This is a genomic window from Rhodococcus sp. NPDC003322 (genome assembly GCF_053589555.1).
On sequence record NZ_JBSFSC010000002.1, the window covers coordinates 785,040 to 811,590 of the forward strand.

Below are 26,551 nucleotides of genomic sequence, written 5' to 3' on the forward strand. Positions count from 1 at the left end.
CTCTAGGTACTCCTCTGTTCGCCCACGTTCACCAGATCGTGGGAGTTCTTGCCAGTGTCCAGGGCCGCGTCGGCACGCTCGCCGCGACGGTCGGATCCGCGCAGCGGCACCGGGTCCCAGCCGCCGGGATGCCACGGTCCGCACTTGAGCAGCCGCACCACGGTCAGGACCGATCCCACCACGGCTCCGCGTTCACGCAGGGCATCGACCGCGTATTCGCTGCAGGTGGGGGTGAATCGGCAGGTCGGCATCCGGGTCGGGGAGACGTAGGTCCGATACAGCTCGATGCAGAAGATCAACACCTGCGCCGGGGCCCGCCGGATGGCTCCGAGCCGACCCGTGATCGCCGAGCGGTTGCTTGTCATGCGACTTACCCACCGATGAGGTTCAACTTGCGCAACCCCGACCGGAGCTGCCGGTCGAGGTCGGTCGACGAGGCCGTCGCGGCGCCGGGGAGCGCGCGGATCACCACGTACGTGCCCTCGGACACCTCGTCGACCAGGCCGGCGCAGATATGACGAAGCCGGCGTGCGACTCGATGTCGAATCACCGCCGGCCCGACAGCCTTGCTCACAACCAAACCGAAACGCGGACCCGGGTCGCTGACCAGCGAATCTGCCCGGACTTCCGTCAGAACGTGAACAACCACGTCCTGACGGGCCGCACGTCGGCCACGACGAACGGTGGACGCGAAGTCCGCCCGACGACGTAACCGGTGCGGCTCAGGCAGCACCCCGAGCTCCCGCGCTCAAACGGGTCAGGCGGAGAGGGAAGCGCGGCCCTTTTGGCGACGCGCAGAGATGATGGAGCGGCCCGCACGGGTCCGCATCCGGAGACGGAAGCCGTGAACGCGCGCGCGGCGGCGATTGTTCGGCTGGAACGTCCGCTTGCCCTTGGCCACGGTCGACACTCCTTGTAAATCGGCGGCGCCGGTCGGCACCGTCTGTAACTGAAATCCGGTGGTCCCCCGACGACAGCGGTGCACCGGCCAATCTCGCGTCCGCAGAGGACACCACGTGGTCAGCACGAAACCGCCACCTCGAATTCGGGTGACTGTACGAGACTACGCAGCCCCAGCGGTCAGGTCAAACCGGCGACGTGGACCGACACGCCACGCTCCCCGGGGTGCTTGCGAAGCGGCCACCCCTGTGCACAGGGGTGGTGCGTAGTGTGGTCCTCGGCACCCCGGTCCCGAGTGCCAGCGCCTGAGCCCATCGACATCTGCCCAGGTGAGAGCGGCGCGCGGCGGCGCCGACACCCCGCCGGGGTCGTTCGGCAGCACAAAAAAGGGTTATCCACACTTGTGGATAATTGTGTGGAAATACAGATCAGGTGGCATATTCGTACCCTTGTGCGGGGAAGTTATCCCCAGGGGCCAACAGCCCGCGAACGCCGACCGAATCGGGCGGACGCGACTCCCCAGGCACGGATTCGGGAGGGCCGAAGTTGAACGAGGAAGCGAACACACTGGCACGAGTGTGGGTGGAGGTCCTCGCCGAGCTGACGGCTGACGAATCCGGTCACCCGCTCACCAAGGCGCAGAAAGCCATGCTCGCGCTGGTTCGTCCGCTCACCCTCGCTCAGGGGTTCGCCCTGCTGTCGGTTCCATCGTCCTTCGTCCAGGAAGCGATCGAGCGTGACCTGCGCGAACCCATCCTGGGAGCACTGAACCGCCACGTCGGCGAGGGCGTCGAGGGCCTCGGGGTCCGGGTGGCGGCCCCCACCGAAGCGGAGCCCGCCCCGGCAGTACCCGTGGCTCCCGCACTCCCCGCGGTGCCCGCGGCGCCGGAGCCGACGCCCCTGCGGCAGAGCGAATCGGACGCAGCGAATGCCGGCACCGTCAGTGTCGAGGCATTCCGCCGCCGCCGGCCCGGCATCGGCGACGCCGACCTCTTCGAGCCCGACCCCGGTGAGCACGACGAGGTGGACGAGGACGGTGAGGCCATCGCCAGCGTCAACGAGTCGTGGCCGTCGTACTTCACCAAACCAGCCGTGACGCCGAGGACCGTCGCGGACGGGAACAGCCTGAACGCCAAGTACACGTTCGACACCTTCGTCATCGGTGCGTCCAACCGGTTCGCGCACGCGGCGGCGGTCGCGTGCGCCGAGGCACCCGCCCGCGCGTACAACCCGCTGTTCGTGTGGGGCTCCTCCGGGCTCGGCAAGACCCACCTGCTCCACGCCGCAGGCCACTACTCCAGGCGACTGTTCCCCGGTATCCGGGTCCGATACGTCTCCACGGAGGAGTTCACGAACGACTTCATCAACAGCCTCCGCGACGACCGGAAGGTCGCGTTCAAACGCCGATACCGCGAGACGGATGTGCTCCTCGTCGACGACATCCAGTTCATCGAGGGCAAGGAAGGCATCCAGGAGGAGTTCTTCTACACCTTCGAGGCACTCCACAACGCGAACAAGCAGATCGTCATCACCTCGGACCGGCCGCCCAAACAGCTCGCGACGCTCGAGGAGCGGCTGCGGACGCGGTTCGAATGGGGGCTGATCACCGATGTCCAGCCGCCGGAACTCGAGACCCGGATCGCGATTCTCAGCAAGAAGGCGCGGATGGACCGGCTGGACGTCCCCCACGACGTCCTGGAGTTGATCGCGAGCCGACTCGACCGCAACATCCGCGAGCTCGAGGGCGCGCTGATCAGGGTGACAGCGTTCGCCTCGCTGAACCGACAGGCGCTGGACCTCAGCCTGGCCGAGGTGGTGCTGCGGGACCTGATGCCCGACGCGACCCCACTCGAGATCGACGCTTCCACCATCATCGCGGCCACCTCGGACTACTTCGGGATGGCCATCGAGGATCTGTGCGGGCCCGGAAAGACGCGTCCGCTGGCCCAGGCCCGGCAGATCGCGATGTACCTGTGCCGCGAGCTGACCGACCTCTCGCTGCCGAAGATCGGCAACACGTTCGGCCGCGACCACACCACCGTCATGTATGCGGACAAGAAGATCCGCAAGCAGATGACGGAACAGCGCAAGGTCTACGACCAGGTGCAGGAACTCACCGCGCGCATCAAGCAGCGCGCCCGCTGACCCGTTCCCACTGCTGTTTCCGGCGGACCGTCCTCCTCATGACGGTCCGCCGTTTCCGTATGCCCAGCGCATCGCCGTGTCCGGCGCATCATCCCCAGGTCTCCACAGGGATGTGAACGATATTGGGGAGCAATCGGCGCCTCCACCCCACAGGGATGTGAACAACAGGGGGTACAACGGGGGATCAATTGTGGACAGACGGTGGATGAACATGCACAACTCCGTGGGCATCCACAGCCACCCACAATTGATCCCCGGCCCGTCCACACGGATTCCCCACGCCGGTATGCGCGGAGACCTGCGCGGACAGGCCCTTGTGCACAGAATTCACAGGACCTACTACTACTGCTTGATTCTCTTCGAAGATCTTCTTCTGAAAACAGGTTGTGTGGAGAGAAGCCATTCACAGTCCATCCGTGGGCACTCGCGCCACGCTCGGACATGAACCGCCTCCGGCTTTCAACTTCTCGCCGGAGGGCTTACGGTGGGCTTCTGTCCGCTGTTCGCACCAACGCAGCGGCGACGCGATGTGCCTACGGAGAGGATCAGCCCAGCGATGGAGCTCGGGAGCATGAAATTTCGGGTCGCCCGGGAAGACTTTGCAGATTCCGTCGCATGGGTGGCCCGCAGTCTCCCGTCGAGGCCTCCGGTACCCGTTCTCGGTGGTGTGCTCATCTCCGCCGACGAGCAGGGTCTGACGATCTCCGGGTTCGACTACGAGGTCTCCGCTCAGGTCCGGATCTCCGCCGAGGTCTCCGAGCCCGGGCAGGCCCTGGTCTCCGGCAAACTCCTCGCCGACATCACCCGGTCCCTGCCGGCCAAGCCCGTCGACCTGGTCGTCGACGGCGCCCGCGTGCTGATCACCTGCGGCAGCGCGAAGTTCTCCCTGCCCACCATGCCGGTCGAGGACTATCCCCAGCTTCCCGAACTTCCGCAGCAGACCGGCTCGCTGCCCGTCGATGTGTTCTCCGAGGCGATCGGTCAGGTCGCGGTCGCGGCAGGCAAGGACGACACCCTGCCGATGCTCACCGGAATCCGGGTCGAGATCGAGGGCACCAATGTGGTGCTCGCGGCGACCGACCGGTTCCGGCTCGCGGTCCGACAGATCGAGTGGATGCCCGCCAACCCCGACACCAGTGCCGCCGTCCTGATCCCGGCGAAGACGTTGTCCGAGGCAGCGAAAACCCTTGGTGGCGGATCGAATTCGCCGGTCGAACTCGCCTTCGGCGCAGGCTCGTCGGTGGGCTCGGAGGGCCTGCTCGGCATCGTCGGTGAGGGGCGTCGCACCACCACCCGTCTGCTCGACGCCGAGTTCCCGAAGTTCCGGCAGCTGCTGCCGCCCGAGCACACCGCGGTGGCGACTGTCGAGGTTGCGCCGCTGGTGGACGCGATCAAGCGCGTCGCACTCGTCGCCGAACGGGGCGCCCAGGTCCGGATGCAGTTCTCCGAGGACGGACTGCTGCTCGCCGCCGGTGGGGAGGATGCCGGCCGTGCCGAGGAGGCCCTCGAGGCCCAGTTCCAGGGCGAGGCGCTGACCATCGCCTTCAACCCGACCTACCTGACGGAGGGTCTGACCTCGCTGCACAGCGACCGGGTCACCTTCGGGTTCACCACCCCGAGCCGTCCGGCCGTGCTGCGTCCGGCCGCGGAGGAGGAGCCGCAGCCGGGGGAGAGCGGGACGTTCGCCGCGCCCGACAGCGACTACACCTACCTGCTGATGCCGGTCCGGCTCCCGGGCTGATCGCCGAACGGCAACCGTCACCGCATTCTCCGTCCTCGACCGAAGGGAACCGCCCGATGCAACTGGGACTGGTCGGCCTCGGGAAAATGGGCTTCAACATGCGCGAACGGTTGCGTCGGGCCGGGCACGACGTGGTCGGGTACGACCCGCGGCCCGAAGTGTCGGACGTTCCCTCGCTGTCGGAGCTGGCGGCCGCCCTCGAGGCACCTCGGGTGGTGTGGGTGATGGTGCCGTCCGGGCAGATCACCCACGAAACCGTGACCGAGCTCGCCGAGATCCTCGAAGGCGGCGACCTGGTCGTCGACGGCGGCAATTCACGGTTCACCGAGGACGGTCCACACGCGGAATTGTTGGCGCGCAACGGAATCGGCTTCCTCGACTGCGGCGTCTCCGGAGGGGTGTGGGGCCTCGAGAACGGGTACGGGCTGATGGTCGGCGGCGCGGAGTCCGATGTGGCTCGCGCGATGCCGATCTTCGACGCACTGCGGCCCGAGGGCGAGCGGGCCGACGGCTTCGTGCACGCCGGACCGGTCGGAGCCGGGCACTACGCGAAGATGGTCCACAACGGCATCGAGTACGGGTTGATGCACGCCTATGCCGAGGGCTACGAACTCCTCGACGCGGAGGGCCTCGTCACCGACGTTCCCGGGGTGCTGCGGGCCTGGACGAAGGGCACCGTCGTCCGGTCGTGGCTGCTGGACCTGCTGGTCAAGGCGCTCGCGGAGGATCCCGAGTTCGCGGAGATCTCCGGATACACCCAGGACTCCGGAGAGGGCCGCTGGACCGTGGAGGAGGCGATCCGGCACGCCGTGCCCGCCCCGGTGATCTCGGCCGCGCTGTTCGCACGGTTCGCGTCGCGGCAGGCCGACTCCCCGGCGATGAAGGCCGTCTCCGCACTGCGAAATCAGTTCGGAGGCCATGCCGTGCAACGGATTTCGGAATCCGGGCAGCCATAGGGTGTTCGTCCGTAAGTTCACGCTCCGCGACTTCCGATCGTGGGATGCGGTCACCCTGGAGCCGGGGCCGGGGATCACGCTGTTCCTCGGCCCGAACGGTCACGGCAAGACCAACCTGCTCGAGTCACTCGGCTACCTGGCGACGTTGTCCTCGCACCGGGTGTCCACGGATGCGCCCCTGATCCGGGCCGGGGCGTCGTCCGCGCAGATCGGGGCCGTGGTCGTCAACGACGGTCGTGAGCTCGCGATCGACCTCGAGATCAACGACGGCAAGGCCAATCGGGCCCGGATGAACGGCTCACCGTTGCGCCGGCCTCGCGAGATCCTCGGAGTGCTGCGCGGCGTCCTGTTCGCGCCGGAGGACCTGTCGCTGGTCCGGGGCGACCCGGGAGAGCGGCGCCGGTTCCTCGACGAACTGCTCAGCAGCCGAATTCCCCGGATGGCCGCGGTCCGTGCGGATTACGACAAGGTGCTGCGGCAGCGGTCGGCGTTGCTCAAGACCGCCGGCGGGGCGTTGCGGCGTGGCACCCGGGCGAGTGACGGCACGAGTGCCCTTGCCACCCTTGATGTTTGGGACGGTCACCTCGCTGCGCACGGCGCAGAGTTGTTGGCGGCCCGGATGCGTCTGGTCGCCGAACTGGGCCCGCACGTGGCCGCGTCCTATGCCCGCATCGCGCCGGAATCGCGGCCGGCGGCGATCGGCTACCGGTCGAGTCTGGGTGCGTCGATGCCGCCGGAGCTGACCGATCCGCAGCGGCAGTGGACCCGAGACGACGTCGAACTGCTCGAGGCATGCTTTCTGAACGAACTGGCCCAGGCGCGGCCCAGGGAGATCGACCGCGGCGTCTGCCTCGTCGGGCCGCACCGCGACGACCTCGACCTCCGGCTGGGGGACCAGCCGGCGAAGGGGTTCGCCAGCCACGGCGAGTCGTGGTCGTTCGCGCTGTCGCTGCGGCTGGCGGCGTTCTCCCTGCTGCGGTCCGACGGTACCGACCCGGTGCTGATGCTCGACGACGTCTTCGCGGAACTCGACCGCAAGCGGCGGCGGGCTCTTGCCGAGGTGGCGGCCGACGCCGAGCAGGTGTTGATCACGGCCGCCGTTGCCGAGGACGTGCCGGAGGAACTGGACGCCACCCGGTTCGCGGTCGAAGCCGTCGAGCGGCCCGACGGCCGCACCTCGACCCTCCGCTGACTGCCGCCGGCGGAGTGAACGGAACCGTTCGGTCGATCTCGTCGAGTGACGGCTTCCGTTCACTCGGATGTCGGGGAGCCCTCGCGGGCGGGCTGCCTGGGATGATCGAGAGGAGAAGGGAGTGCCGATGAGTGCTGAGTCGAAACCGGCGGGCGAGAGCGCCGGTGGAGGAGAGCCGGAACTGCGCGGCATCGACCTGGCCCGGCGCGCGCTGGAGGAGGCCCGGGCCGCGGCGAAGGCCAGCGGGAAGTCCGTCGGCCAGGGCCGGTCGTCGCCGAAACCCCGGGCTCGGACGACGGGCCGACGTGGCTGGTCCGGTGCGCGTCCCGATGCCCGCGATCCGCAACCGTTCGGCGCCCTCGCCAGTTCCGTCGCGAAGAGCCGGGGCTGGTCGCCGAGGGTGTCCGAGGGCACGGTGCTCGGACGGTGGCCGCAGGTGGTCGGGGAGGACATCTCCGCACACGCGGAACCCGTGGCGTTGCGGGACGGTGTGCTCAGCGTCGCCGCCGAATCCACGGCGTGGGCGACGCAGCTGCGGTTGATGCAGACCCAGATCCTCGCGAAGATCGCGGCCGCGGTCGGGGACGGTGTGGTCACCAGCCTGCGGATAACCGGGCCGACGGCCCCCAGCTGGCGGAAGGGCGAGCGGCACATCCGCGGTCGCGGCCCGCGGGACACCTACGGATAGCCGAATCCGGGCCCCTCGAGGGGTGGGATTGTCTATTACCCAGTGTTACAGTTACCTGAATTCGTGAACTGTGTCACTGGCGACGCCGCGCGTCGCCGGAAGGGGAACGACCATGACCGCCGAAGCCGTCGAACCCGATCATCTCCTACTGCACGCGCGCAACGTCCGGTTCGACTGGTCGGATCTGCCGATGCACTGGGTCGACGGGGATCCGTTCACCACCCACGTGTTCAACGTGATGCACATCCTGCTGCCCGCCGGCGAGGACTGGTTCGTCGAGACGTTCAAGGAAGCGCTCCCGCTGATCGAGGACGAGAAGCTGCGCGACGACGTCGCCGGTTTCATCGGCCAGGAGGCGATGCACTCGAACGCCCACTCCGGCGTTCTCGAGCATCTGCGGGCGAAGGGGTTGGACACCACCGCCTACACGGACCAGATGAACTGGGTCTTCACCACGCTCCTCGGCCCCCGGCCGCTCACCGCAGGGCGCCGGGAGAACTACCTCGTCGAGCGGCTCGCGCTGATCGCGGCGATCGAGCACGTCACCGCGTTCCTGGGGGACTGGGTTCTCAATGCGAGAGCCCTCGACGGCGCCGGTGTGCACCCGACGATGCTCGACCTGCTCCGGTGGCACGGTGCGGAGGAGGTCGAGCACCGGTCCGTCGCGTACGACGTGATGCGCTACTTCGACACACGTGAGTCCCGGCGGCTGCGCACGCAGCTGGTGGCCACGCCGGCGCTGGTCTACCTGTGGATCCGCGGTACCCGGTTCCTGATGGCCAACGATCCCGACCTCGCGAACTGGGCGCCGCACCGGCGGCGGCCGCACTGGTCGGACTTCCGGTCCGCCGGCAAGAGGGGGGTGCTGCCGACCGCGACCGACCTGGTCAAGCGGATGAGCCGGTACTTCCGGCGCGAATACCACCCGTCCCACGAGGGGTCCACCGCGCAGGCCGTCGCCTACCTCGCGTCCTCGCCCGCCGCGCGGACTGCTGTCCGCTGAAGAGTTCGGAACACGAGAAGTGATGTTGCCGAAGATGATTCACCGACCCAGGCCAACGATTCCCCGGGATCTGCGCGGTCGCGGCCGCCCCGACCGGGTGATGGGTGCGCTCGAGGCGGTCGTCGAGCGCTACGTCGGGGTGGTCGGCCGCCGCGACTACGACCCCACGCACGCCGGGCCGGGCCCCGACTCCGCGATGACCCTTGTGGTCACGGACCGGCGGATCGTGGGCCGGGACCGGAACGTCGTCGCCCTCACGTTCGGCGCCCTCGACGGCACCGACCTGCCCGCCTGGCAGCCGGGATGTCACCTGGACTTCCACCTGCCGTCGGGTCGGCGCAGGCAGTACTCGCTGTGCGGCGACCCGGCCGACCGCGCGCACTACACGGTCGCGGTGCGGGCCGTGCCGGACGGCGGGGGCGGCTCGTTGGAGATGCACGCCCTCGAACCGGAATCCACCGTCACCGTGCGCGGCCCCCGCAACGGCTTCCCGTTCGTCGGGCACGGCAGCGCGTTGTTCGTTGCGGGCGGTATCGGGATCACCCCCGTCATCGCGATGGTCCGCCGGGCGCGCATCCTGGGGATGGATTGGCAACTCGTGTACTCCGGCCGGTCGCGGGAGACGATGCCGTTCCTCGACGAGATCGAAAAATGGGAACAGGAAAGGGTTTTCGTCCGAACCGACGACGAACACGGACTGCCGACCGCGGCCGACCTGCTCGGGCGGGCGGTGTCGGGCGGCGCGGTCTACTGCTGCGGCCCGGCTCCCATGCTCGACCTCGTGCGCACCTCGTTCGCGTCCACCCCTGCCGCCGCGCTGCACCTCGAAAGATTCGGAGCTCCAACGGTTCTCGACGGAACTCCGTTCGAGATCGAACTGGCCCGCAGTGGGGAGGTTCTCACGGTGCCCGCCGACGAGTCGGTGCTCGAGGTGGTGCGGCGGAGGCAGCCCGGGGTCGGCTATTCCTGTCAGCAGGGGTTCTGTGGAACCTGCCGGGTGCGGGTCATCTCCGGCGCGCCCGAACACCGGGAATCGCGGCTCACCCCCGAACAGCAGCGCGACGAGATGCTGATCTGCGTGTCCCGGTCCGCCGGGGATCGCCTCGTGCTCGATCTCTGAGACCCACAACCCGAAGGAACGACGAATGAGAAACGGCACCAACGACATTCCCTCGTCACTCCCCGTCGCGACCACGGTCCGCAACGGCGACATCGAACTCGCGGTGTTCGAGCAGGGGAACCCCGACGGCCCGACACTGGTGCTCGTACACGGCTGGCCGGACACCCACCTGCTGTGGGATCACGTAGCCGGACTGCTCACGGACCGGTTCCGGGTCGTCACCTACGACACCCGCGGCGCCGGCCGGTCCACCTCGCCGGGGTCCGTCGCCGACTACGACCTCGAGTGCCTCGCGAGCGACCTGTTCGCGGTCATCGATGCGGTCGGCCGCGGCGAGCCCGTGCACGTGCTCGCGCACGACTGGGGGTCGCTCGAGTCGTGGGAGGCGGTGTGCGCACTCGGGGCGGGGGAGCGGATCGCGTCGCTGACCTCGACCTCGGGATGGTGCTTCGACCACCTCGGCCACTGGATGCGGCGGAACCTGCGCAACCCCACCCCCCGGGGTGTCGGGCAGGTACTGGCGCAGGCGGCGGCATCGTTCTACGCGCTGCTCTTCCACGTACCCGTGGTGCCGGAACTGGTCACGGGCCGCCTGCTGGCTCCGCGCTGGCCGCTGTTCCTGTCCCTGTTCGACAGGATGGAGCCGACACTCGCGCGGCCGGCGGTGACGATCGGCCGGGACGCCGCGAACGGACTCAAACGTTATCGCGCGAACACCCGGCACCGGCTCCTGCGGCCCCGTGAGCGCAGCACGGACGTGCCGGTGCAGTTGATCGTGAACACCAGGGACAAGGCGGTGCTGCCGTTCGCCTTCGAGGAAACCGCCCGCTGGGCCTCTGACCTGCGGCGCGTCGAGATCCCGGCCGGGCACTGGGCTCCGCTCTCACACGCGCCGGACATCGCGCGGCTGACCGCGAGCTTCGTGGAGGACGTGATCGCACGTCCGCAAACGAACGGCTCCGCGGTCACCGCCTGACGGTCTTCCCGGGGTGGCCGAGTCGCCGAAACTGCGTCTACGGGCAGCTCAGGGGTGTCGCAGGTGCCCTGCTGTCCGGGTCAACCAGTAGGATGGTTCGGTACCTCGCGGCCGCGTCGCCGGCCGCGATCGCCATGCCGGCGAAACCGTTCGCGCGATCGACCGTCGTGCGGGGGACCGTCGTGTGAACGAGAAGGAGAGCACACCTCCCGTGGCTGCCCAGAAGTCAGACAAGAGCACTGGTAACAAGGAGTACGGCGCTTCCTCGATCACCGTCCTCGAGGGTCTCGAGGCGGTCCGTAAACGTCCCGGCATGTACATCGGCTCCACGGGGGAGCGCGGTCTTCACCACCTGATCTGGGAGGTCGTCGACAACTCGGTCGACGAGGCGATGGCCGGTCACGCCACCAAGGTCGAGGTCACGATGCTCGCGGACGGCGGCATCGAGGTGGTCGACGACGGCCGTGGCATCCCGGTCGGCATGCACGCCTCGGGCGCCCCGACCGTCGAGGTCGTGCTCACCCAGCTGCACGCAGGCGGCAAGTTCGACTCCGACGCCTACGCGGTGTCCGGTGGTCTGCACGGCGTCGGCATCTCCGTCGTGAACGCGCTGTCGACGAAGCTCGAGGTCGAGATCGACACCGACGGACACCACTGGTTCCAGACCTACACCAAGGCGGTGCCGGGCGAGCTGATCCAGGGGGAGCCGACGAAACGGACCGGCACCACCGTCCGGTTCTGGGCGGACCCGGAGATCTTCGAAACCACGAACTACAACTTCGAGACGGTTGCGCGTCGCCTGCAGGAGATGGCGTTCCTCAACAAGGGTCTGACCATCACCCTCACCGACGAGCGCGTCGCGGAGGAGGAGATCACCGACGACGTCGTCAGCACGACTGCGGACGCGCCGAAGACCGCGACGGAGAGCGAGGCCGAATCGGCGGCCCCGGTTCACAAGGTCAAGTCCCGCGTCTACCACTACCCGGGTGGCCTCGAGGACTACGTCCGGTTCATCAACCGCGCGAAGCAGCCCATCCACAACTCCGTTGTCGGGTTCACCGCCAAGGGCACCGGGCACGAGCTCGAGATCGCGATGCAGTGGAACTCCGGTTACTCCGAGTCGGTGCACACCTTCGCGAACACCATCAACACCCACGAGGGCGGAACGCACGAGGAGGGCTTCCGTGCGGCCCTGACGTCGGTGGTGAAGAAGTACGCCAAGGACAAGAAGCTGGTCAAGGACAAGGATCCCGAGCTCAGCGGTGACGACATCCGCGAGGGACTGGCCGCGATCATCTCGGTCAAGGTCGGCGAGCCGCAGTTCGAGGGCCAGACCAAGACCAAGCTCGGCAACACCGAGGTCAAGTCGTTCGTGCAGAAGGCGTGCAACGAGCACCTCGCGCACTGGTTCGAGTCGAACCCGGCCGATGCGAAGACGATCGTGAACAAGGCGGTGTCCTCGGCGCAGGCGCGCACCGCCGCCCGCAAGGCACGCGAACTGGTTCGCCGGAAGAGCGCCACCGACATCGGCGGCCTGCCCGGCAAGCTGGCCGACTGCCGCTCCAACGACCCGAGCAAGTGCGAGATCTACATCGTCGAGGGCGACTCGGCCGGCGGCTCGGCCAAGTCCGGCCGCGACTCGATGTACCAGGCGATCCTGCCGCTGCGCGGCAAGATCATCAACGTCGAGAAGGCCCGCATCGACCGCGTCCTCAAGAACGCCGAGGTCCAGTCGATCATCACCGCGTTCGGTACCGGCATCCACGACGAGTTCGACATCAGCAAGTTGCGGTATCACAAGATCGTGCTGATGGCCGACGCCGACGTCGACGGCCAGCACATCTCGACCCTGCTGATGACGCTGCTCTTCCGCTTCATGCGTCCGCTGATCGAGCACGGCCACGTCTACCTGGCGATGCCGCCGCTGTACAAGCTCAAGTGGCAGCGGACCGAGCCGGAGTTCGCCTACTCGGATCGCGAACGGGACGGGCTGCTCGAGGCCGGTCTCGCGGCGGGCAAGAAGATCAACAAGGACGACGGTATCCAGCGCTACAAGGGTCTGGGCGAGATGAACGCCAAGGAGCTCTGGGAGACCACGATGGACCCGTCGGTACGCGTCCTGCGGCAGGTCACCCTCGACGACGCCGCTGCGGCCGACGAACTGTTCAGTGTCCTGATGGGCGAGGACGTCGAGGCCCGGCGCAGCTTCATCACCCGTAACGCGAAGGATGTCCGTTTCCTGGACGTCTGACCGTTGCGAACGAGGCCGCACATCGAGGTGATACATGTCACACCGATGTGCGGCCTTGTTGGTGGCAAATGACCCCCGTGGGGGTAAACGTGAATCGGGAGTGACGGATGATGCTCACGAGGCATCATGTGATTGAGGCCGCGCCCGATTTGATAACGACACGATAACCAAATGGGTACATTCGCACTTCTGCGACCGGTTCCCAGCATCTACACTCCGGTATCGCCCAGCAGTCTGATTCGGCGCCCGTGAGAGCACTCGGTGGTAGGGGAGGACGGTGCAGGTCGGCGGACCGGTACCGGACCTGGGTGGAAAGTGAGCCGTTGGAGAGATGAACGAACAAGCACCGCCTGCACGCAGGCTCTGGAACCTCGAGGGTTGGGGACTGCGGTGGAAGGTCACCGCAGTGCTCGCGATCCCTCTCACCGTCGCCATGGTGCTCGGTGGCCTGCGGGTCCAGGACGAGCTGAGCCGCGCCGTGAACTACAGCTCGGCGGCGGACCAGGTCGCGGCCGTCCCGAACATCGTCCGGCTCGGCACCGATTTCGGCCTTCTCTCTGCCGCCTACAACTCCAGCACGCTCCAGCCCGAGGACATCGCGGACGCGGAGAAGTCGCTCGAGAGGGCCAAGGCGGACGCGGCCAACCCCGAGATGCCTGCTGCGGTCACCGATCAGCTCCAGGCCAACATCCGTGCCATCGAAGAGATCCTGGCCGGCATGAAGTCCGGTGCGCCGATGCCCGCCGATCTGCCGGCCCGCACGACGGTCATCCGCCAGGATCTCACCAGCGTCATCGACTCCATCGTCGCGCCGATCGACGACCGCGAGGTCATCACGGCGCACACCCACCTGGTGGACGCCTGGTCCGCGCAGCGTCGTCTCGCCGACCAGGTCACCGCGGCACTGGTGCTGATCAAGAATTCCAACGGGTCGCTCACCGACCTGATCACCGCCTCCGGTGCCGAGATCGCGATGATCGACTCGCTGGGCCGCTCCTTCCCCGGCGCGGAGGACAAGCTCGACGACCTGCGGAACGGTGTGCACACGCGACTGCAGCTGATCGACTCGTCCCTCGGTGGAACCATGCCGCAGCTCGAACTGCGTGACTCGCTGGTCAAGAGCGTGGCGATCTACAGCTCGCTGGTGAACGAGGCCGCCGACGCCATCTCCACCACCGTCAACACGCGAGCCGACGAGACCCGCTCGGCCGCCCTGCGTGACGCGGCCATCGTTCTCGCCACGCTGCTCGCGGCATTGGTGCTGGCCCTGCTCGTCTCCCGGTCACTGGTCGGCCCGGTCCGCCGGCTCCGCTTCGGTGCACTGCAGGTGGCCCGCAAGGACCTGCCCGAGGCGATCGACCGGGTCATGACCGGTGATGCGGAGGCGGTCAAGCACTTCGAACCGGTCCCCGTCCAGACCACCGAAGAGATCGGGCAGCTGGCCCGCGCCGTCGACGACATCCACGCCCAGGCCCTCAAACTCGCCGGTGAGCAGGCCAGCCTGCGACTGCAGATCGGCGACATGTTCGAGACCCTGGCCCGCCGCTCGAAGTCCCTCGTCGACCAGCAGCTCGGTCTGATCGAGACCCTCGAGTTCGAGGAGAAGGACCCGAAGCGTCTGGAGAGCCTGTTCCGGCTCGACCACCTGGCCGCACGCATGCGCCGAAACGGCGACAACCTGCTCATCCTCTCCGGCACCCAGACCCGGCGCACCCAGTCGGCGCCCGTTCAGCTCGGCGACGTGGTGCGTGCCGCGATGTCCGAGGTCGAGGAGTACCAGCGCGTCCAGGTCGGGCCGACCCCGCACGGTGCCCTCGGTGGTGGTGTCGCGACCGACATCATGCACCTGCTCGCCGAGCTGCTCGACAACTCGCTGCGAGCGTCTCCGCCGGACACCAAGGTGCGGATCGCCTTCGCCCGGGCGGCGGACGGCGGGGTCCTGCTCGAGGTCACCGACCAGGGCATCGGCATCCCGGCCGCGGATCTCGCGGTGATCAACGAACGCCTCGCCTCCGGCGGCCAGATCGGACCCGAGACGGCGCGTCACATGGGCCTGTTCGTGGTCAGTCGGCTCGCGGCACGGCACGGCCTGACCGTCCGGCTGCGGCACTCGATGCGAGAGGGCCGCGAACAGGGCATCACCGCGAGCGTGCACATCCCGGCGACGCTGCTGATGTCGCCGGTGGAGATGGAGTTGACCGGTCCGCAGCAGCGAATCGAGACCAGCGCTCTGCCGCAGGTGACCGTCGTCCAGTCGGGCGCGATGCCGCAGCTCGTCACGGGGCCGACGCCGGCCGTGCCGACCCGTTCCGCTCCGGCTCCGGCCCCCGCTCCCGCCTCGTCGGCACGGCCGGTCGAGTCGCCCGTGCCTCCGGCGAACCCCGTGAGCGCTCCGGCCGGCGGCCTGCCGCAGCGGGTGCCGGGTGCGACCGCAGGACTCCCGCAACGCACACCCGGCGCCAGCGGCGCGCCGCGTCCGGAGACGGCCGCCCCCGCGGTCCAGGCACCGCCGGTCGTGGCGCCCCCCGTGGCCCCGAGCCCGGAGTTCCCGTCGGACGAGTCCGCGCCGGGTACCCGGCACCGCTACCGGAGCAACCCGGTCAAGACCGCGTCGTTCTTCCAGAACCGGCCGAATCCCGGTGCGACGCAAGATGTCACGGCCACCGGAACGCCCATCTTCTCGGGCATGGTGTCCGACTGGCTGACGGACCCGACCGAAGAGCGCAGCCAGGGACGGTCCTGGAATTCCGCGTCCGACGAGGGCTGGCAGGCGGCGGGTCGTGCCGCCGAAGCCCCGATCGACGGCCGGACCGAGTCGGGTCTGCCGCAGCGGACCCCGGGACGGCGTCTCGTGCCGGGCAGCGCGGAGTCGGCGGCGGCGCGGAGTCGGGTGCGAGACCCGGAGGCCGTCCGTGAGAACCTCAGCCGTCATCAAATGGGAATTCGCGCGGGCCGTGCCGCCGGCACCGTCGAACGCAACAGCAACGGAGGAGACTGATGAGCAGCGACCTGGTGTCCGACGGCCATCCGCTGGACTGGCTCGTGTCGAACTTCGCCCGCGACGTGCCGGGCGTCTCGCATGCGGTCCTCGTCTCCGCGGACGGTCTCCTGATGGCCGGCAGCGCACACCTGCCGACCGACCGGGCCGAGCAGCTCGCCGCTGTCACGTCCGGGCTGGCCAGCCTGTCCGCCGGTGTCTCGAACCTGTTCGACGGTGGCGGAGTGCTGCAATCCGTCGTCGAGATGCAGCACGGCTACCTGCTGCTGATGAGCGTCGGCGACGGTTCGCACCTCGCGGCACTGACCTCCACCAACTGCGACATCGGCCAAGTCGGCTACGAGATGGCACTGCTCGTCGACCGGGTCGGCGCGTCCGTCCAGGCGGTGCCGCGTTCGTCGATCGGCACCTGAGCCGGGAGACACGATGGACGAGCCGTACATGAACGCCCACGGTGGGTCCGGACCGAGCCTGGTCCGGCCCTACTCGCTCACCTCGGGACGCACGAAGCCCAAGGTGGAGCTGGCCATCGAAGCGTTGATCCAGTCGTTGCCGGACCCCGAGAACCGGACTCTCGAACTCGGCGACGTCGATGCGGCGATCGTGGCACTGTGTGTCCAATCGCCGTCGGTGGCCGAGATCGCCGCCCGCGTGGGCGTTCCGATCGGCGTGGCCCGGGTGCTGGTGGCCGATCTCGTCGAGGCCGGCCACGTCCGGATCCAGGCAACCCTTCAGGACGATTCGAGCGACAACGATCGTCGTGAACTGATCGAAAGGGTCCTCGGTGGACTTCGCAAGCTCTGATCCTCGGCCCAGCCGGGTGACCTCGACCAAGATCGTCGTTGCCGGTGGTTTCGGTGTCGGCAAGACAACCCTGGTCGGGTCGGTCTCCGAGATCGTGCCACTGAGAACGGAAGCGCTGGTCACCAACGCCTCGGACGGCGTCGACAACCTCAGCGCCACCCCGAACAAGGCCACCACCACGGTGGCCATGGACTTCGGCCGGATCAGCCTGGCCGAGGATCTGGTGCTGTACCTGTTCGGGACGCCCGGTCAGAACCGTTTCTGGTTCATGTGGGACGACCTGATCCGGGGAGCGATCGGCGCGGTCGTCCTGATCGACACCCGACGACTCGACGAGTCGTTCGCGGCCGTCGACTTCTTCGAGGCCCGCAGCCTGCCGTTCCTGGTGGCGATCAACGAATTCGACGACTCGCCGAGGTACCCGCACGAGGAGATCCGGCAGGCGTTGGCGGTCTCCGCCGAGGTGCCGATCATGTCCATCGACGCCCGCAACCGGGAATCCGCGAAGGGCGCGCTGGTCGCCGTCACCGAGTACGCGCTGCGGCGGCTCGGTCAGCCTGTCGCCTGACTGCGCGACATCCCACACCGATGGGCCCGACCACACCGAAAGGCGGCGAGCCGCAAGCATGTCGGACCAAGCTGTGCACCACCTGTCGATGGGACTCTGGGTCGTTTTCCTCGCCGTCGGGACCGCGGCCGTCGGCACGTACGTGGGGATCGCATGCGCGCGGCGCGCCGCCTACGCCGCCAACCGGCGTCGGCTCTGGATGCTGGTCGCCGCGCTGTCGATCGGGGGAGTGTCGTTCTGGCTCGCGAACGTCGTGACGACGGCCGGATTCGCGGTCGACGGCAGCGCGGTCCGCTACGACCCGGTCCGGGTCGTGGGATCGCTGGTCCTGTGCCTGCTCGCCACGGTGGCCGGATTGCTGATCAGCAGCCCGCGCTCCGCGGATGAAGTCGAGTCCGACAGCGACACCCGCATCGTCAAGGTGATGTCGGGTGCGGTGGTCATGGGACTCGGTCTGACGGCCGGCTACTACGTCGCGATGAAGGCCATCGAGGTGCAGGGTCGGACCTACATGGATGCCGCCCTGATCTCCGTCGCGGGAGTGGTCGCCGTCATCGCGTCGATCGGCGTGCTGTGGATGGCGGCCGCGGACGTGCCACGGGTGGTCCTCGCCGGTGGGTCGATCGCGGTCGCGGTGGCCCCGGTGGTGATGCACGGGGCGATGATGGCGGCGCTGCGGGTCCGGCTCGACGGCATTTCGCCGACCCCGCCCGGGGTCGAGGTGTTCGGGATCCTGTTCCCTGCGTTCGTGGTCGGGATGCTGATCCTGACGGTTCCGACCGTCGCGCTGCTGATGGCCTCCGACCGGGCGACCGCGGAACTGGAGGCGCAGGCCCGCCTGTGGATCCAGCAGGACGCGGACCAGCGGCAGCCCTGACCGGTCTCCCCGTGACGGGGTGTTCGGCGACAACCAGCCACGGCTGCCGCTTCCGGCTGACCAGCACCTATAGACTTGTGTAGTTGTGCGACGCGGGACGGAAGGGAGCATGCGCTTTCGATGTCGACCGTCGCCCCGGGTTCGCGGGCTCTGCCCGCGGCCGTCGCACCCGGCACCACAGAAGCTGAGAAGAAGAGGAGCCGATGACTGACACCACGATGCCGCCGGACGAACCGGGGCACGATCGCGTCGAGCCGGTGGACATCCAGCAGGAGATGCAGTCCAGCTATATCGACTACGCGATGAGCGTGATCGTGGGCCGCGCCCTTCCGGACGTGCGTGACGGTCTCAAGCCCGTGCATCGGCGCGTGCTCTACGCGATGTACGACAACGGCTACCGGCCGGACCGCGGTTACGTGAAGTCCGCGCGACCTGTCGCCGACACCATGGGTAACTACCACCCGCACGGCGACTCCTCCATCTACGACACCCTCGTGCGTATGGCGCAGCCGTGGTCGCTGCGTTATCCGCTGGTCGACGGCCAGGGCAACTTCGGATCCCGAGGCAACGACGGCGCCGCAGCCATGCGCTACACCGAGTGCCGTCTGACGCCGCTCGCGATGGAGATGCTGCGCGAGATCGACCACGAGACTGTCGACTTCGCCCCCAACTACGACGGTAAGACGCAGGAACCGACGGTTCTGCCGAGCCGCATCCCGAACCTGCTGATCAACGGCTCCAACGGCATCGCCGTCGGTATGGCCACGAACATCCCGCCGCACAACCTGCGTGAGGTCGCCGAGGCGATCTACTGGGCGCTCGACAACCCGGACGCGGACGAGGAAACCACCCTCGAAGCCGTGATGGAGCGGGTGAAGGGGCCGGACTTCCCGACCGCGGGCCTGATCGTCGGCGGCCAGGGCATCCAGGACGCGTACCGCACGGGCCGGGGCTCGGTCCGCATGCGCGGCGTCGTGGAGATCGAGGAGAACGCCAAGGGCCAGGCCACGATCGTCATCACCGAACTGCCGTACCAGGTCAACACGGACAACTTCGTCAACGCGATCGCCGAGCAGGTCAAGGACGCGAAGATCGCCGGTATCTCCGACATCCACGACGAGTCCTCGGACCGGGCCGGCCTGCGCATCGTGGTCACCGTCAAGCGGGACGCGGTCGCGAAGGTGGTGCTCAACAACCTCTACAAGCACACCCAGCTGCAGACCACGTTCGGCTGCAACATGCTCTCGATCGTCGACGGGGTGCCGCGCACGCTGCGCCTCGACCAGATGATCCGGCTGTACACGGCCCACCAGCTCGAAGTCATCATCCGCCGCACCCGGTACCTGCTGCGCAAGGCCGAGGAGCGGGCCCACATCCTGCGCGGTCTGGTCAAGGCGCTGGACGCGCTCGACGAGGTCATCGCCCTGATCCGGGCGTCGCAGACCGTCGACATCGCCCGCGCGGGCCTGATGAACCTGCTCGACGTCGACGAGATCCAGGCCGACGCCATCCTGGCGATGCAGCTGCGCCGCCTCGCCGCCCTCGAACGACAGAAGATCGTCGACGAGCTCGCCGAGATCGAGCGTGAGATCGCCGACTACCAGGACATCCTCGCCAAGCCGGAGCGTCAGCGCGCGATCGTCCGCGACGAGCTCAAGGAGATCGTCGACAAGTACGGCGACGACCGCCGCACCCGCATCATCGCCGCCGACGGCGACGTCTCCGACGAGGACCTGATCGCCCGCGAGGACGTGGTCGTCACGATCACCGAGACCGGGTACGCCAAGCGCACCAAGACCGACCTGTACCGCTCGCAGAAGCGTGGTGGAAAGGGCGTCAAGGGCGCGGAGCTCAAGCAGGACGACATCGTCAAGAACTTCTTCGTCTGCTCGACCCACGACTGGCTGCTGTTCTTCACCACCAAGGGCCGGGTCTACCGCGCCAAGGCGTACGAGCTGCCGGAGACCTCCCGCACCGCCCGCGGCCAGCACGTCGCGAACCTGCTGGCGTTCCAGCCGGACGAGCGGATCCAGGGCATCATCCACATCAAGTCGTACGAGGATGCCCCGTACCTGGTGCTCGCGACCCGCAACGGCCTGGTCAAGAAGTCCAAGCTGTCGGACTTCGACTCGAACCGGTCCGGCGGCATCGTCGCGATCAACCTGCGCGGTGAGGACGAGCTGGTCGGTGCGGTGCTGTGCTCCGCGGACGACGACCTGCTGCTCGTTTCCGAGCAGGGACAGTCGATCCGGTTCTCCGCGACGGACGAGGCGCTGCGCCCGATGGGTCGTGCCACGTCCGGTGTGCAGGGCATGCGGTTCAACGGGGACGACGCGCTGCTGTCGCTGAACGTCGTCAAGGAGGGCACATACCTGCTGGTCGCGACGTCCGGCGGTTACTCCAAGCGCACCCCGATGGACGACTACCCGGTCCAGGGTCGCGGCGGCAAGGGCGTACTCACGATCCAGTACGACCCCAAGCGTGGCACCCTGGTCGGAGCGCTCATCGTCGAAGACGACGACGAGCTGTACGCCATCACCTCCGGTGGGGGCGTGATCCGTACGGCGGCCAAGCAGGTGCGCAAGGCCGGCCGTCAGACCAAGGGCGTGCGGTTGATGAACCTCGGGGACGGCGACAACTTGCTCGCGATCGCGCGCAATGCCGACGAACCGGAGGAGTCCGACGCCGCCGCGACCGATGCAGCGAAGGAGTCGTAAGTGAGCACTCCCCACCAGCCCGGCAGTGACCGGCCGAACCCGGCGGGTCCCGCCGCGCAGGGGCAGCAGCCTCCCGCCGCGAAGACCGGGCCCACCGGGGCCGCGAACGGGGCCGCGTCCGCGGCCCCGGCCGCGAACGGTTCCGCGTCGGGTCGGCCGGGTCCCGAACCGGTGGCGCCCGCCGCCGCGTCCGGGAAGGGAACACCGCCCGGGCCTGCGGCTCCCGGATCCGGGGATCCGAAGGCGCCCGAGGCGAAGGCCGCCCCGGTGACGTCGCAACCTGCGCAGCCCGCGGCGAAGGACGTTCCCGCGGGGCAGCCGACTTCGGCACCGGCCGCACCGCGGGCGGCGGGTGCCGACGCGCCCACCACGAAGGCGCCCGCGGCCAACACCGGGGCACCCGCGGCGGGCGCCCCGGGTGGACCGTCGGCCCAGCCCGCGTCGAGTGCACAGGCCGCGGCCCAGGCCAAGTCCGGGCCGGAGACGCAGACCAACGGTCGGGCCGTCCCGCCCGCACCGACCGGTCAGGTGCCGCAGCGCCCGGAGCAGGCCGGGAAGGCCCCGCAGCAGCCGGCTGCGGGCCGACCCGCGGCCGGGGCGGCGCGCCCCGGTGCCCAGACCCCGCCGTGGCAGCGCGGCACCCAGGCGGGTGCCCAGCCGGCGGCGGGAAAGCCCGCCGGCCCGACCGCTGCCCAGCCTGCGGCCGGTAATCCGACCCAGCCGGTGGCCGGTAAGCCGACCGCTGCCCAGCAGGTGGCCGGTAAGCCGACCGCTGCCCAGCCGGTGGCCGGTAAGCCCGCTGCTGCCGGCAAGCCCGCCGCTGCGCAGTCCGCAGCTCAGCAGGCTGCCGCACGTCCGAACGGGCAGCGTTCGGCCGCCGATCCGGCACGGGCGGCACAGAAGCAGGCCGCGCAGGCGAAGGCCGCGGTGATCGACGGCCCGACCCGGCACATCGACCGCGAGGATCTCGCGAAGGATCTGCCGGACCTGTCGGAGGTCAAGCATCCGACGCCGGTCGCAGCGGAGAAGGCGCCGGGCAAGAAGCCGTCCGTGATGGTCGCCGCGACCACCCCGGTCGGGGATCCGCTGCGGGCCTCCGTGCAGATCCGCAAGGTCGACCCGTGGTCCACGCTCAAGGTGGCGTTGGTGCTGTCGGTGGCGATGTTCTTCGTGTGGATGTTCGCGGTCGGGTTCCTCTACATCGTGCTCGACGGCATGGGCGTGTGGGACCGGCTGAACAACGCGTTCACCGACATCGTGTCCGAGTCCTCCGACTCCGGATTGGTGACGGCCGGCCAGGTGTTCGGCTACTCGGCGCTGATCGGCGGCATCAACATCGTGCTGTTCACAGCGCTCGCGACCGTCGGCGCGTTCATCTACAACCTCTGCACCGACCTCGTCGGCGGTGTCGAGGTGACTCTGGCAGACCGTGACTGACTGGTCGCTCCTCGCGAACCGTGACCGATTGGTCGCTCGCGAACCGTGACTGACCTGGTCTTTTGCGTCCCCACCGGCCCGATTTTGGTGGCTGCGGGTCGGTGGGGTAGTGTCATGCCTCGGTTCGAGAGACACGATCAATCGGGCCGGTCACGGGCCTATAGCTCAGGCGGTTAGAGCGCTTCCCTGATAAGGAAGAGGTCGGAGGTTCAAGTCCTCCTAGGCCCACTCCCCGTGCCGACGAAGGGTTCGAGCATGAAGATTCTGCTGGTCATCGCGACAGCTGCGGCAGTGATCTTCGGCCTCACCAAGCTGCGCTCGCAGCAGCGCAGCGAGGACGTCTGGCACGAGGTAACCAACCGCTGACGCGGGACGGGGCCTTAGCTCAGTTGGTAGAGCGCTGCCTTTGCAAGGCAGATGTCAGGAGTTCGAATCTCCTAGGCTCCACAAATTTCACAGCTTCGACGAACACCCCGCACCTCGTCGGTGCGGGGTGTTCTGTTTCCTCCGCAGGCGGTCCGGGATGGGGATGCCCCGGCGAATGACCGATTTACCCAGGTTGTCCTGTGGAAATGTGAACAAGTCTGTGTAGCGATGATCTTCGGTCACCGTCGGTTCACGTCCTGGTCACGCTGTTGTTCGGGCTGACATCGGCTCGTGATCCGGGAGGTCGCGGTTCGGCCTCTTACCAAGCTGCTTGCGCTGTGTTACCGTCCCGATCAATCTGTTACTGCAAGTAACATAAATTGGGGGTCTGGGAGTGGTGAACAGCAGGGGAGTGCGCGTCGTTCTCGCGGCGGCGCTGATGGTCGGAGCGGTGACGGCAACGGCCACGAACGCCGCAGCCGCACCGGCGGACTTCTATGGCACACCGTCCGCGCTGCCCGCCGCCCCGGGCGACCTGGTCCGGACCGAGCCGGCCGCTCTCGCACTGCGCGTCCCGAACACCACAGGTGGCTTCCCGGCCGACGCGACCCGGATCATGTACCGCACGGCCGATGCCAACGGCGCGCCGATCGCCGTCACCGGCACCTACTTCGATCCGCAGACCCCGTGGACCGGGGCGGGGGAGCGGCCGCTCGTCAGCCTGGCGGTCGGCACCCATGGTCAGGGCGACCAGTGCGCGCCGTCGAAGCTCTTCGGGCAGCCGATCAACGTCGACGAGCACCTGGCCCCGATGGTCGAGTACGAGATCCTCGCCGTCAACAACCTCCTCCTGCGCGGCATCGCCGTCGTCGTCACCGACTACGAGGGCCTCGGGACCGATGGCGTGCACACCTACGTCAACCGCGCCGCCGAAGCGCACGCCGTCCTCGACGCCGTCCGTGCCGCGCAGGCGCTGCCGGACACCGCGATCACCCCGGACGGCCCGGTCGGCTTCTGGGGTTACTCCCAGGGCGGCGGCGCGGCTGCCGCGGCCGCCGAGCTCGCCCCGCAATACGCGCCCGAACTCGACGTCAGGGGCACCTATGCGGGTGCGCCGCCGGCAGACCTCGTCGCCACGCTGCGGGAGATCGACGGATCCTCCCTGACCGGGGCCATCGGCTACGCGATCAACAGCCTCGTGCAGGCGTACCCGGAGTTGCGGGACTCGCTGGAGGCCGAGGTCAACGACCGTGGCCGGGACATGCTCACGCGCGTCGCCGACCAGTGCATCGCCGAATCCGCGGCGGCGTTCGGATTCCAGCGGACCAGCGACTACACCCGCACCGGCGAGTCGCTGTCGGTGGTGCTGGATCGGATGCCGGTCGCGAAGGACCTGCTCGACCGGCAGAGGATCGGCAGGCTGACACCGTCCGCCCCGGTCCTGGTGCAGTCCGGCGTCCACGACGACGTTGTGCCGTACGGACAGGCCGCCCAGCTCGCCCGCGACTGGTGTGCCCGCGGGGCGACCATCCAGTTCTCCGAGAACCCGCTGCCCGCGCTCGGGACGGGTCTCGGCGTCAACCATGCCGCGCCGATCGTCCTCGGCCTGCCCGAGGGCTCCCAGTTCATGCTCGACAGGTTCAACGGCGTGCCCACGGCCGGCAACTGCTGACCGGTCCTCCACGCCACAGCGAACGGGCCCGGCACCTTGTGAAGGTGCCGGGCCCGTTCCACGTGAAACCGCTACTGCTCGACGGCCTCGAGGTCGCGCAGGCTCGGCGGCTGGTCCGCGACCGGTGCCGGCTCCGCGCGTCGCAGTCGCCACACCGCGACACCCGCGGCGACGGCGACGCCGAGCGCGCCGACCACCGCGATCCGACGGAACCGGCCGCCGCGGTGGTCGGGGGCGACCGCAGCAGCGACGACGTTCTCGTCGGTCAGCGGGGCCGCGGCGGCATGCCTGGGCCGGGACAACGCCGACTTCGCCATCGAGTACCCGAGGCCGAGAAGGTAGGCGCTCACCGTGCCACCGCCCTTGACCAGACCGCCGGCACCCTTCAGCACGCCGAGCGCGGAGGCCTTCGCCAGCCGCAGCGCCATGCCGGGGTCGGTGGAATCGGTTCCGGACGTCGTCAGAACCGGTGCGTGGGTGTCGAATTCGTCTTCGAGCTCGACCGGTGCCGGGGCGGGGGACTGCTTGGTAGCGCGAGTCATTGCTCCACTGTCCCACATGTCCGTGCTGTGTGAGTGGCACCAGAGGTGCGTGTGAATGGCACCAGAGGTGCGTGTGAATGGCACCATGGAGTGGTGAGCACACCGAATCAGACCGCAACCGCAACGCTGCACACCAACCGTGGCGACATCAAGATCGCCCTGTTCGGCAACCACGCGCCGAAGACGGTCGCCAACTTCGTCGGCCTCGCCGACGGATCCGCCGACTACACCACCGAGAACGCCAAGGGTGAGAAGTCCGGCCCGTTCTACGACGGGGCGATCTTCCACCGCGTCATCGACGGCTTCATGATCCAGGGCGGCGACCCGACCGGCACCGGCCGCGGCGGCCCGGGCTACAAGTTCGCCGACGAGTTCCACCCCGAGCTGCAGTTCGACCGCGCCTACCTGCTGGCGATGGCGAACGCCGGCCCGGGCACGAACGGCTCGCAGTTCTTCATCACCACCGGCCAGACCCCGCACCTGAACCGTCGCCACACCATCTTCGGTGAGGTCGTCGACGAGGAGTCGAAGAAGGTCGTCGACGCCATCTCGGCGACCCCGGTCGACCGTTCCGACCGCCCCGTCGAGCCGGTCGTGATCAACAGCATCACCATCTCCTGATCGACCGAGGAAGCAGATGACGAACCCCGGTTGGGGCGGTGGGCCCGGCGAGGGCATCCCGCCCCAACCGCGGTGCGTGCGGCACCCGGACCGTCCCACGGGGCTGTCCTGCACGCGCTGCGGACGCCCCGCCTGCCCCGAATGCCTGCACATGGCCTCGGTCGGTCAGCACTGCGTCGACTGCGTCGCCGCGGCGAACCGCCAGACCGCGACCGTCCGCACCGCCGCCGGTGCCCCGGTCCGTGCCGGGCTGCCGACACCGATCGTCACGTACGTCCTGATCGCGCTCAACGCCCTCGCCTTCGCGGTCACCGTCGCGCAGTCCGGGAACATCAGCGACAACCACCGCGGGTCGGCGCTGTTCAACGACTGGGCGCTGTGGCCGCCTGCCGTCGCCAACGGGGACCTGGTCCGCGTCCTGGGCAGCGGTTTCCTGCACTTCGGGTTGCTGCACCTGGCCGTCAACATGTTCGCCCTGTGGGTGATCGGCCGGGACACCGAACTGGTTCTGGGTCGGGCCCGGTACCTGGCGGTGTATCTGGTGTCCATCCTCGGCGGTTCGGCCGCGGTGATGGCATTCCAGATCGACGCGGTCACCGCGGGCGCATCGGGCGCGGTGTTCGGCCTGATGGGCGCGCAGGCGGTGATCCTGTTGCGGATGCGCCGCAGTCCCGGACCCGTCCTCGCGGTCATCGCGCTGAACGTCATCATCAGTGTCACGATCCCCGGCATCTCGCTGTGGGGACATCTCGGCGGACTGGTCGCGGGCGCCGCGGCCACCGCGGTGTTCATGTACGCACCCGGCCTGGCCGGTGATCCGCAGCAGCGCAAGCAGGCCCGCACCCTCGGCTGGGTCGGGTTCGCCGCGGTCGTCGTCGTCACCGTCGGTGTTGTCGCGATGCGGATCGTGCAACTGCGGAGCGAACTGGGTCTCTGACGCCGCGGCGGCCGCGGTGGAGGGCCCCGGCCTCCGGTTG

24 protein-coding genes and 2 tRNA genes are annotated in these 26,551 nt (G+C 68.6%); 22 read left to right on the plus strand and 4 right to left on the minus strand.

The features are described from left to right. Positions 1-2: 2 nt before the first annotated feature. Genes yidD through rpmH form a run of 3 tightly spaced genes read right to left on the minus strand, consistent with a single transcriptional unit; the run spans position 3 to position 901 of the window. Positions 3-365 carry a membrane protein insertion efficiency factor YidD gene (gene yidD, locus ACWDUM_RS09935; RefSeq protein WP_450133843.1) on the minus strand — a complete coding sequence of 121 codons (363 nt, stop codon included), beginning with the start codon at positions 363-365 and terminating at the stop codon, positions 3-5. 5 nt (positions 366-370) lie between these two features. Continuing rightward, a complete protein-coding gene (gene rnpA, locus ACWDUM_RS09940; protein WP_450113862.1) occupies positions 371-733 on the minus strand; it encodes a ribonuclease P protein component in 363 nt (120 codons plus the stop codon). Positions 734-757: 24 nt separating this feature from the next. Beyond that, positions 758-901, minus strand: a complete 144-nt coding sequence (gene rpmH / locus ACWDUM_RS09945) for a 50S ribosomal protein L34 (protein WP_084734434.1) — start codon at positions 899-901, stop codon at positions 758-760. 545 nt (positions 902-1,446) lie between these two features. On the opposite strand from rpmH, the gene dnaA reads away from it, so the two are divergent. The 20 genes from dnaA (at position 1,447) to ACWDUM_RS10045 (ending at position 24,411) form a co-directional block, all read left to right on the plus strand. Further along, the gene (gene dnaA / locus ACWDUM_RS09950; protein WP_450133844.1) at positions 1,447-3,045 is read left to right on the plus strand and encodes a chromosomal replication initiator protein DnaA; all 1,599 of its coding nucleotides are present in this window, start codon (positions 1,447-1,449) and stop codon (positions 3,043-3,045) included. Positions 3,046-3,601: 556 nt separating this feature from the next. After that, a complete protein-coding gene (dnaN, locus tag ACWDUM_RS09955) occupies positions 3,602-4,786 on the plus strand; it encodes a DNA polymerase III subunit beta (protein ID WP_450113864.1) in 1,185 nt (394 codons plus the stop codon). 56 nt (positions 4,787-4,842) lie between these two features. Beyond that, complete coding sequence (gene gnd / locus ACWDUM_RS09960; RefSeq protein WP_450133845.1) at positions 4,843-5,742, plus strand: phosphogluconate dehydrogenase (NAD(+)-dependent, decarboxylating); 900 nt, start codon at positions 4,843-4,845, stop codon at positions 5,740-5,742. Between the two features lies 1 nt (position 5,743). Then, complete coding sequence (gene recF, locus ACWDUM_RS09965; RefSeq protein WP_450113866.1) at positions 5,744-6,934, plus strand: DNA replication/repair protein RecF; 1,191 nt, start codon at positions 5,744-5,746, stop codon at positions 6,932-6,934. 127 nt (positions 6,935-7,061) lie between these two features. Continuing rightward, positions 7,062-7,622, plus strand: a complete 561-nt coding sequence (locus ACWDUM_RS09970) for a DUF721 family protein (RefSeq protein WP_450113867.1) — start codon at positions 7,062-7,064, stop codon at positions 7,620-7,622. Positions 7,623-7,734: 112 nt separating this feature from the next. Further along, a complete protein-coding gene (locus tag ACWDUM_RS09975; RefSeq protein WP_450113868.1) occupies positions 7,735-8,625 on the plus strand; it encodes a metal-dependent hydrolase in 891 nt (296 codons plus the stop codon). A 34-nt stretch (positions 8,626-8,659) separates the two neighbouring features. Further along, entirely contained in the window at positions 8,660-9,745 is a 1,086-nt protein-coding gene (locus ACWDUM_RS09980) for a PDR/VanB family oxidoreductase (RefSeq protein ID WP_450133846.1), read from the plus strand. A 25-nt stretch (positions 9,746-9,770) separates the two neighbouring features. Then, the gene (locus ACWDUM_RS09985; RefSeq protein ID WP_450113870.1) at positions 9,771-10,721 is read left to right on the plus strand and encodes an alpha/beta fold hydrolase; all 951 of its coding nucleotides are present in this window, start codon (positions 9,771-9,773) and stop codon (positions 10,719-10,721) included. Between the two features lie 211 nt (positions 10,722-10,932). Continuing rightward, a complete protein-coding gene (gyrB, locus tag ACWDUM_RS09990; protein ID WP_450113871.1) occupies positions 10,933-12,972 on the plus strand; it encodes a DNA topoisomerase (ATP-hydrolyzing) subunit B in 2,040 nt (679 codons plus the stop codon). A 331-nt stretch (positions 12,973-13,303) separates the two neighbouring features. Continuing rightward, complete coding sequence (locus ACWDUM_RS09995) at positions 13,304-15,970, plus strand: sensor histidine kinase (RefSeq protein ID WP_450133847.1); 2,667 nt, start codon at positions 13,304-13,306, stop codon at positions 15,968-15,970. After that, positions 15,970-16,383: a roadblock/LC7 domain-containing protein gene (locus tag ACWDUM_RS10000; RefSeq protein ID WP_450113873.1), complete on the plus strand. Its 414-nt coding sequence runs from the start codon at positions 15,970-15,972 to the stop codon at positions 16,381-16,383. The genes ACWDUM_RS09995 and ACWDUM_RS10000 overlap by 1 nt, the downstream gene beginning before the upstream one ends. 13 nt (positions 16,384-16,396) lie before the next feature. After that, positions 16,397-16,774, plus strand: a complete 378-nt coding sequence (locus ACWDUM_RS10005) for a DUF742 domain-containing protein (protein WP_450113874.1) — start codon at positions 16,397-16,399, stop codon at positions 16,772-16,774. Between the two features lie 16 nt (positions 16,775-16,790). After that, positions 16,791-17,342, plus strand: coding sequence for a GTP-binding protein (locus ACWDUM_RS10010; RefSeq protein WP_450113875.1), 552 nt, complete (start codon positions 16,791-16,793; stop codon positions 17,340-17,342). Positions 17,343-17,400: 58 nt separating this feature from the next. Beyond that, positions 17,401-18,219: an MHYT domain-containing protein gene (locus ACWDUM_RS10015; RefSeq protein WP_450113876.1), complete on the plus strand. Its 819-nt coding sequence runs from the start codon at positions 17,401-17,403 to the stop codon at positions 18,217-18,219. A gap of 203 nt (positions 18,220-18,422) precedes the next feature. Beyond that, positions 18,423-20,936, plus strand: coding sequence for a DNA gyrase subunit A (gyrA, locus tag ACWDUM_RS10020; RefSeq protein ID WP_450113877.1), 2,514 nt, complete (start codon positions 18,423-18,425; stop codon positions 20,934-20,936). After that, entirely contained in the window at positions 20,937-22,373 is a 1,437-nt protein-coding gene (locus tag ACWDUM_RS10025) for a DUF3566 domain-containing protein (protein ID WP_450133848.1), read from the plus strand. It abuts the gene before it with no gap. A gap of 154 nt (positions 22,374-22,527) precedes the next feature. Then, positions 22,528-22,601, plus strand: a tRNA-Ile gene (locus tag ACWDUM_RS10030). A gap of 27 nt (positions 22,602-22,628) precedes the next feature. After that, the gene (locus tag ACWDUM_RS10035) at positions 22,629-22,739 is read left to right on the plus strand and encodes a DLW-39 family protein (RefSeq protein ID WP_450113879.1); all 111 of its coding nucleotides are present in this window, start codon (positions 22,629-22,631) and stop codon (positions 22,737-22,739) included. Positions 22,740-22,747: 8 nt separating this feature from the next. After that, positions 22,748-22,820: transfer RNA gene (locus ACWDUM_RS10040), tRNA-Ala, on the plus strand. A gap of 358 nt (positions 22,821-23,178) precedes the next feature. Then, positions 23,179-24,411, plus strand: a complete 1,233-nt coding sequence (locus ACWDUM_RS10045; protein WP_450113927.1) for a lipase family protein — start codon at positions 23,179-23,181, stop codon at positions 24,409-24,411. A gap of 71 nt (positions 24,412-24,482) precedes the next feature. On the opposite strand, the gene ACWDUM_RS10050 is transcribed toward ACWDUM_RS10045, so the two are convergent. After that, entirely contained in the window at positions 24,483-24,953 is a 471-nt protein-coding gene (locus ACWDUM_RS10050) for a hypothetical protein (RefSeq protein WP_450113880.1), read from the minus strand. 93 nt (positions 24,954-25,046) lie between these two features. Between ACWDUM_RS10050 and ACWDUM_RS10055 the strand changes: the two genes are divergently transcribed. Continuing rightward, on the plus strand, positions 25,047-25,574 hold the full coding sequence (locus ACWDUM_RS10055; protein ID WP_450113881.1) for a peptidylprolyl isomerase: 528 nt from the start codon (positions 25,047-25,049) through the stop codon (positions 25,572-25,574). Between the two features lie 16 nt (positions 25,575-25,590). After that, positions 25,591-26,511 (plus strand): rhomboid family intramembrane serine protease, encoded by a 921-nt coding sequence (locus tag ACWDUM_RS10060; protein WP_450133849.1) that lies wholly within the window; start codon positions 25,591-25,593, stop codon positions 26,509-26,511. Positions 26,512-26,551: the final 40 nt, after the last annotated feature.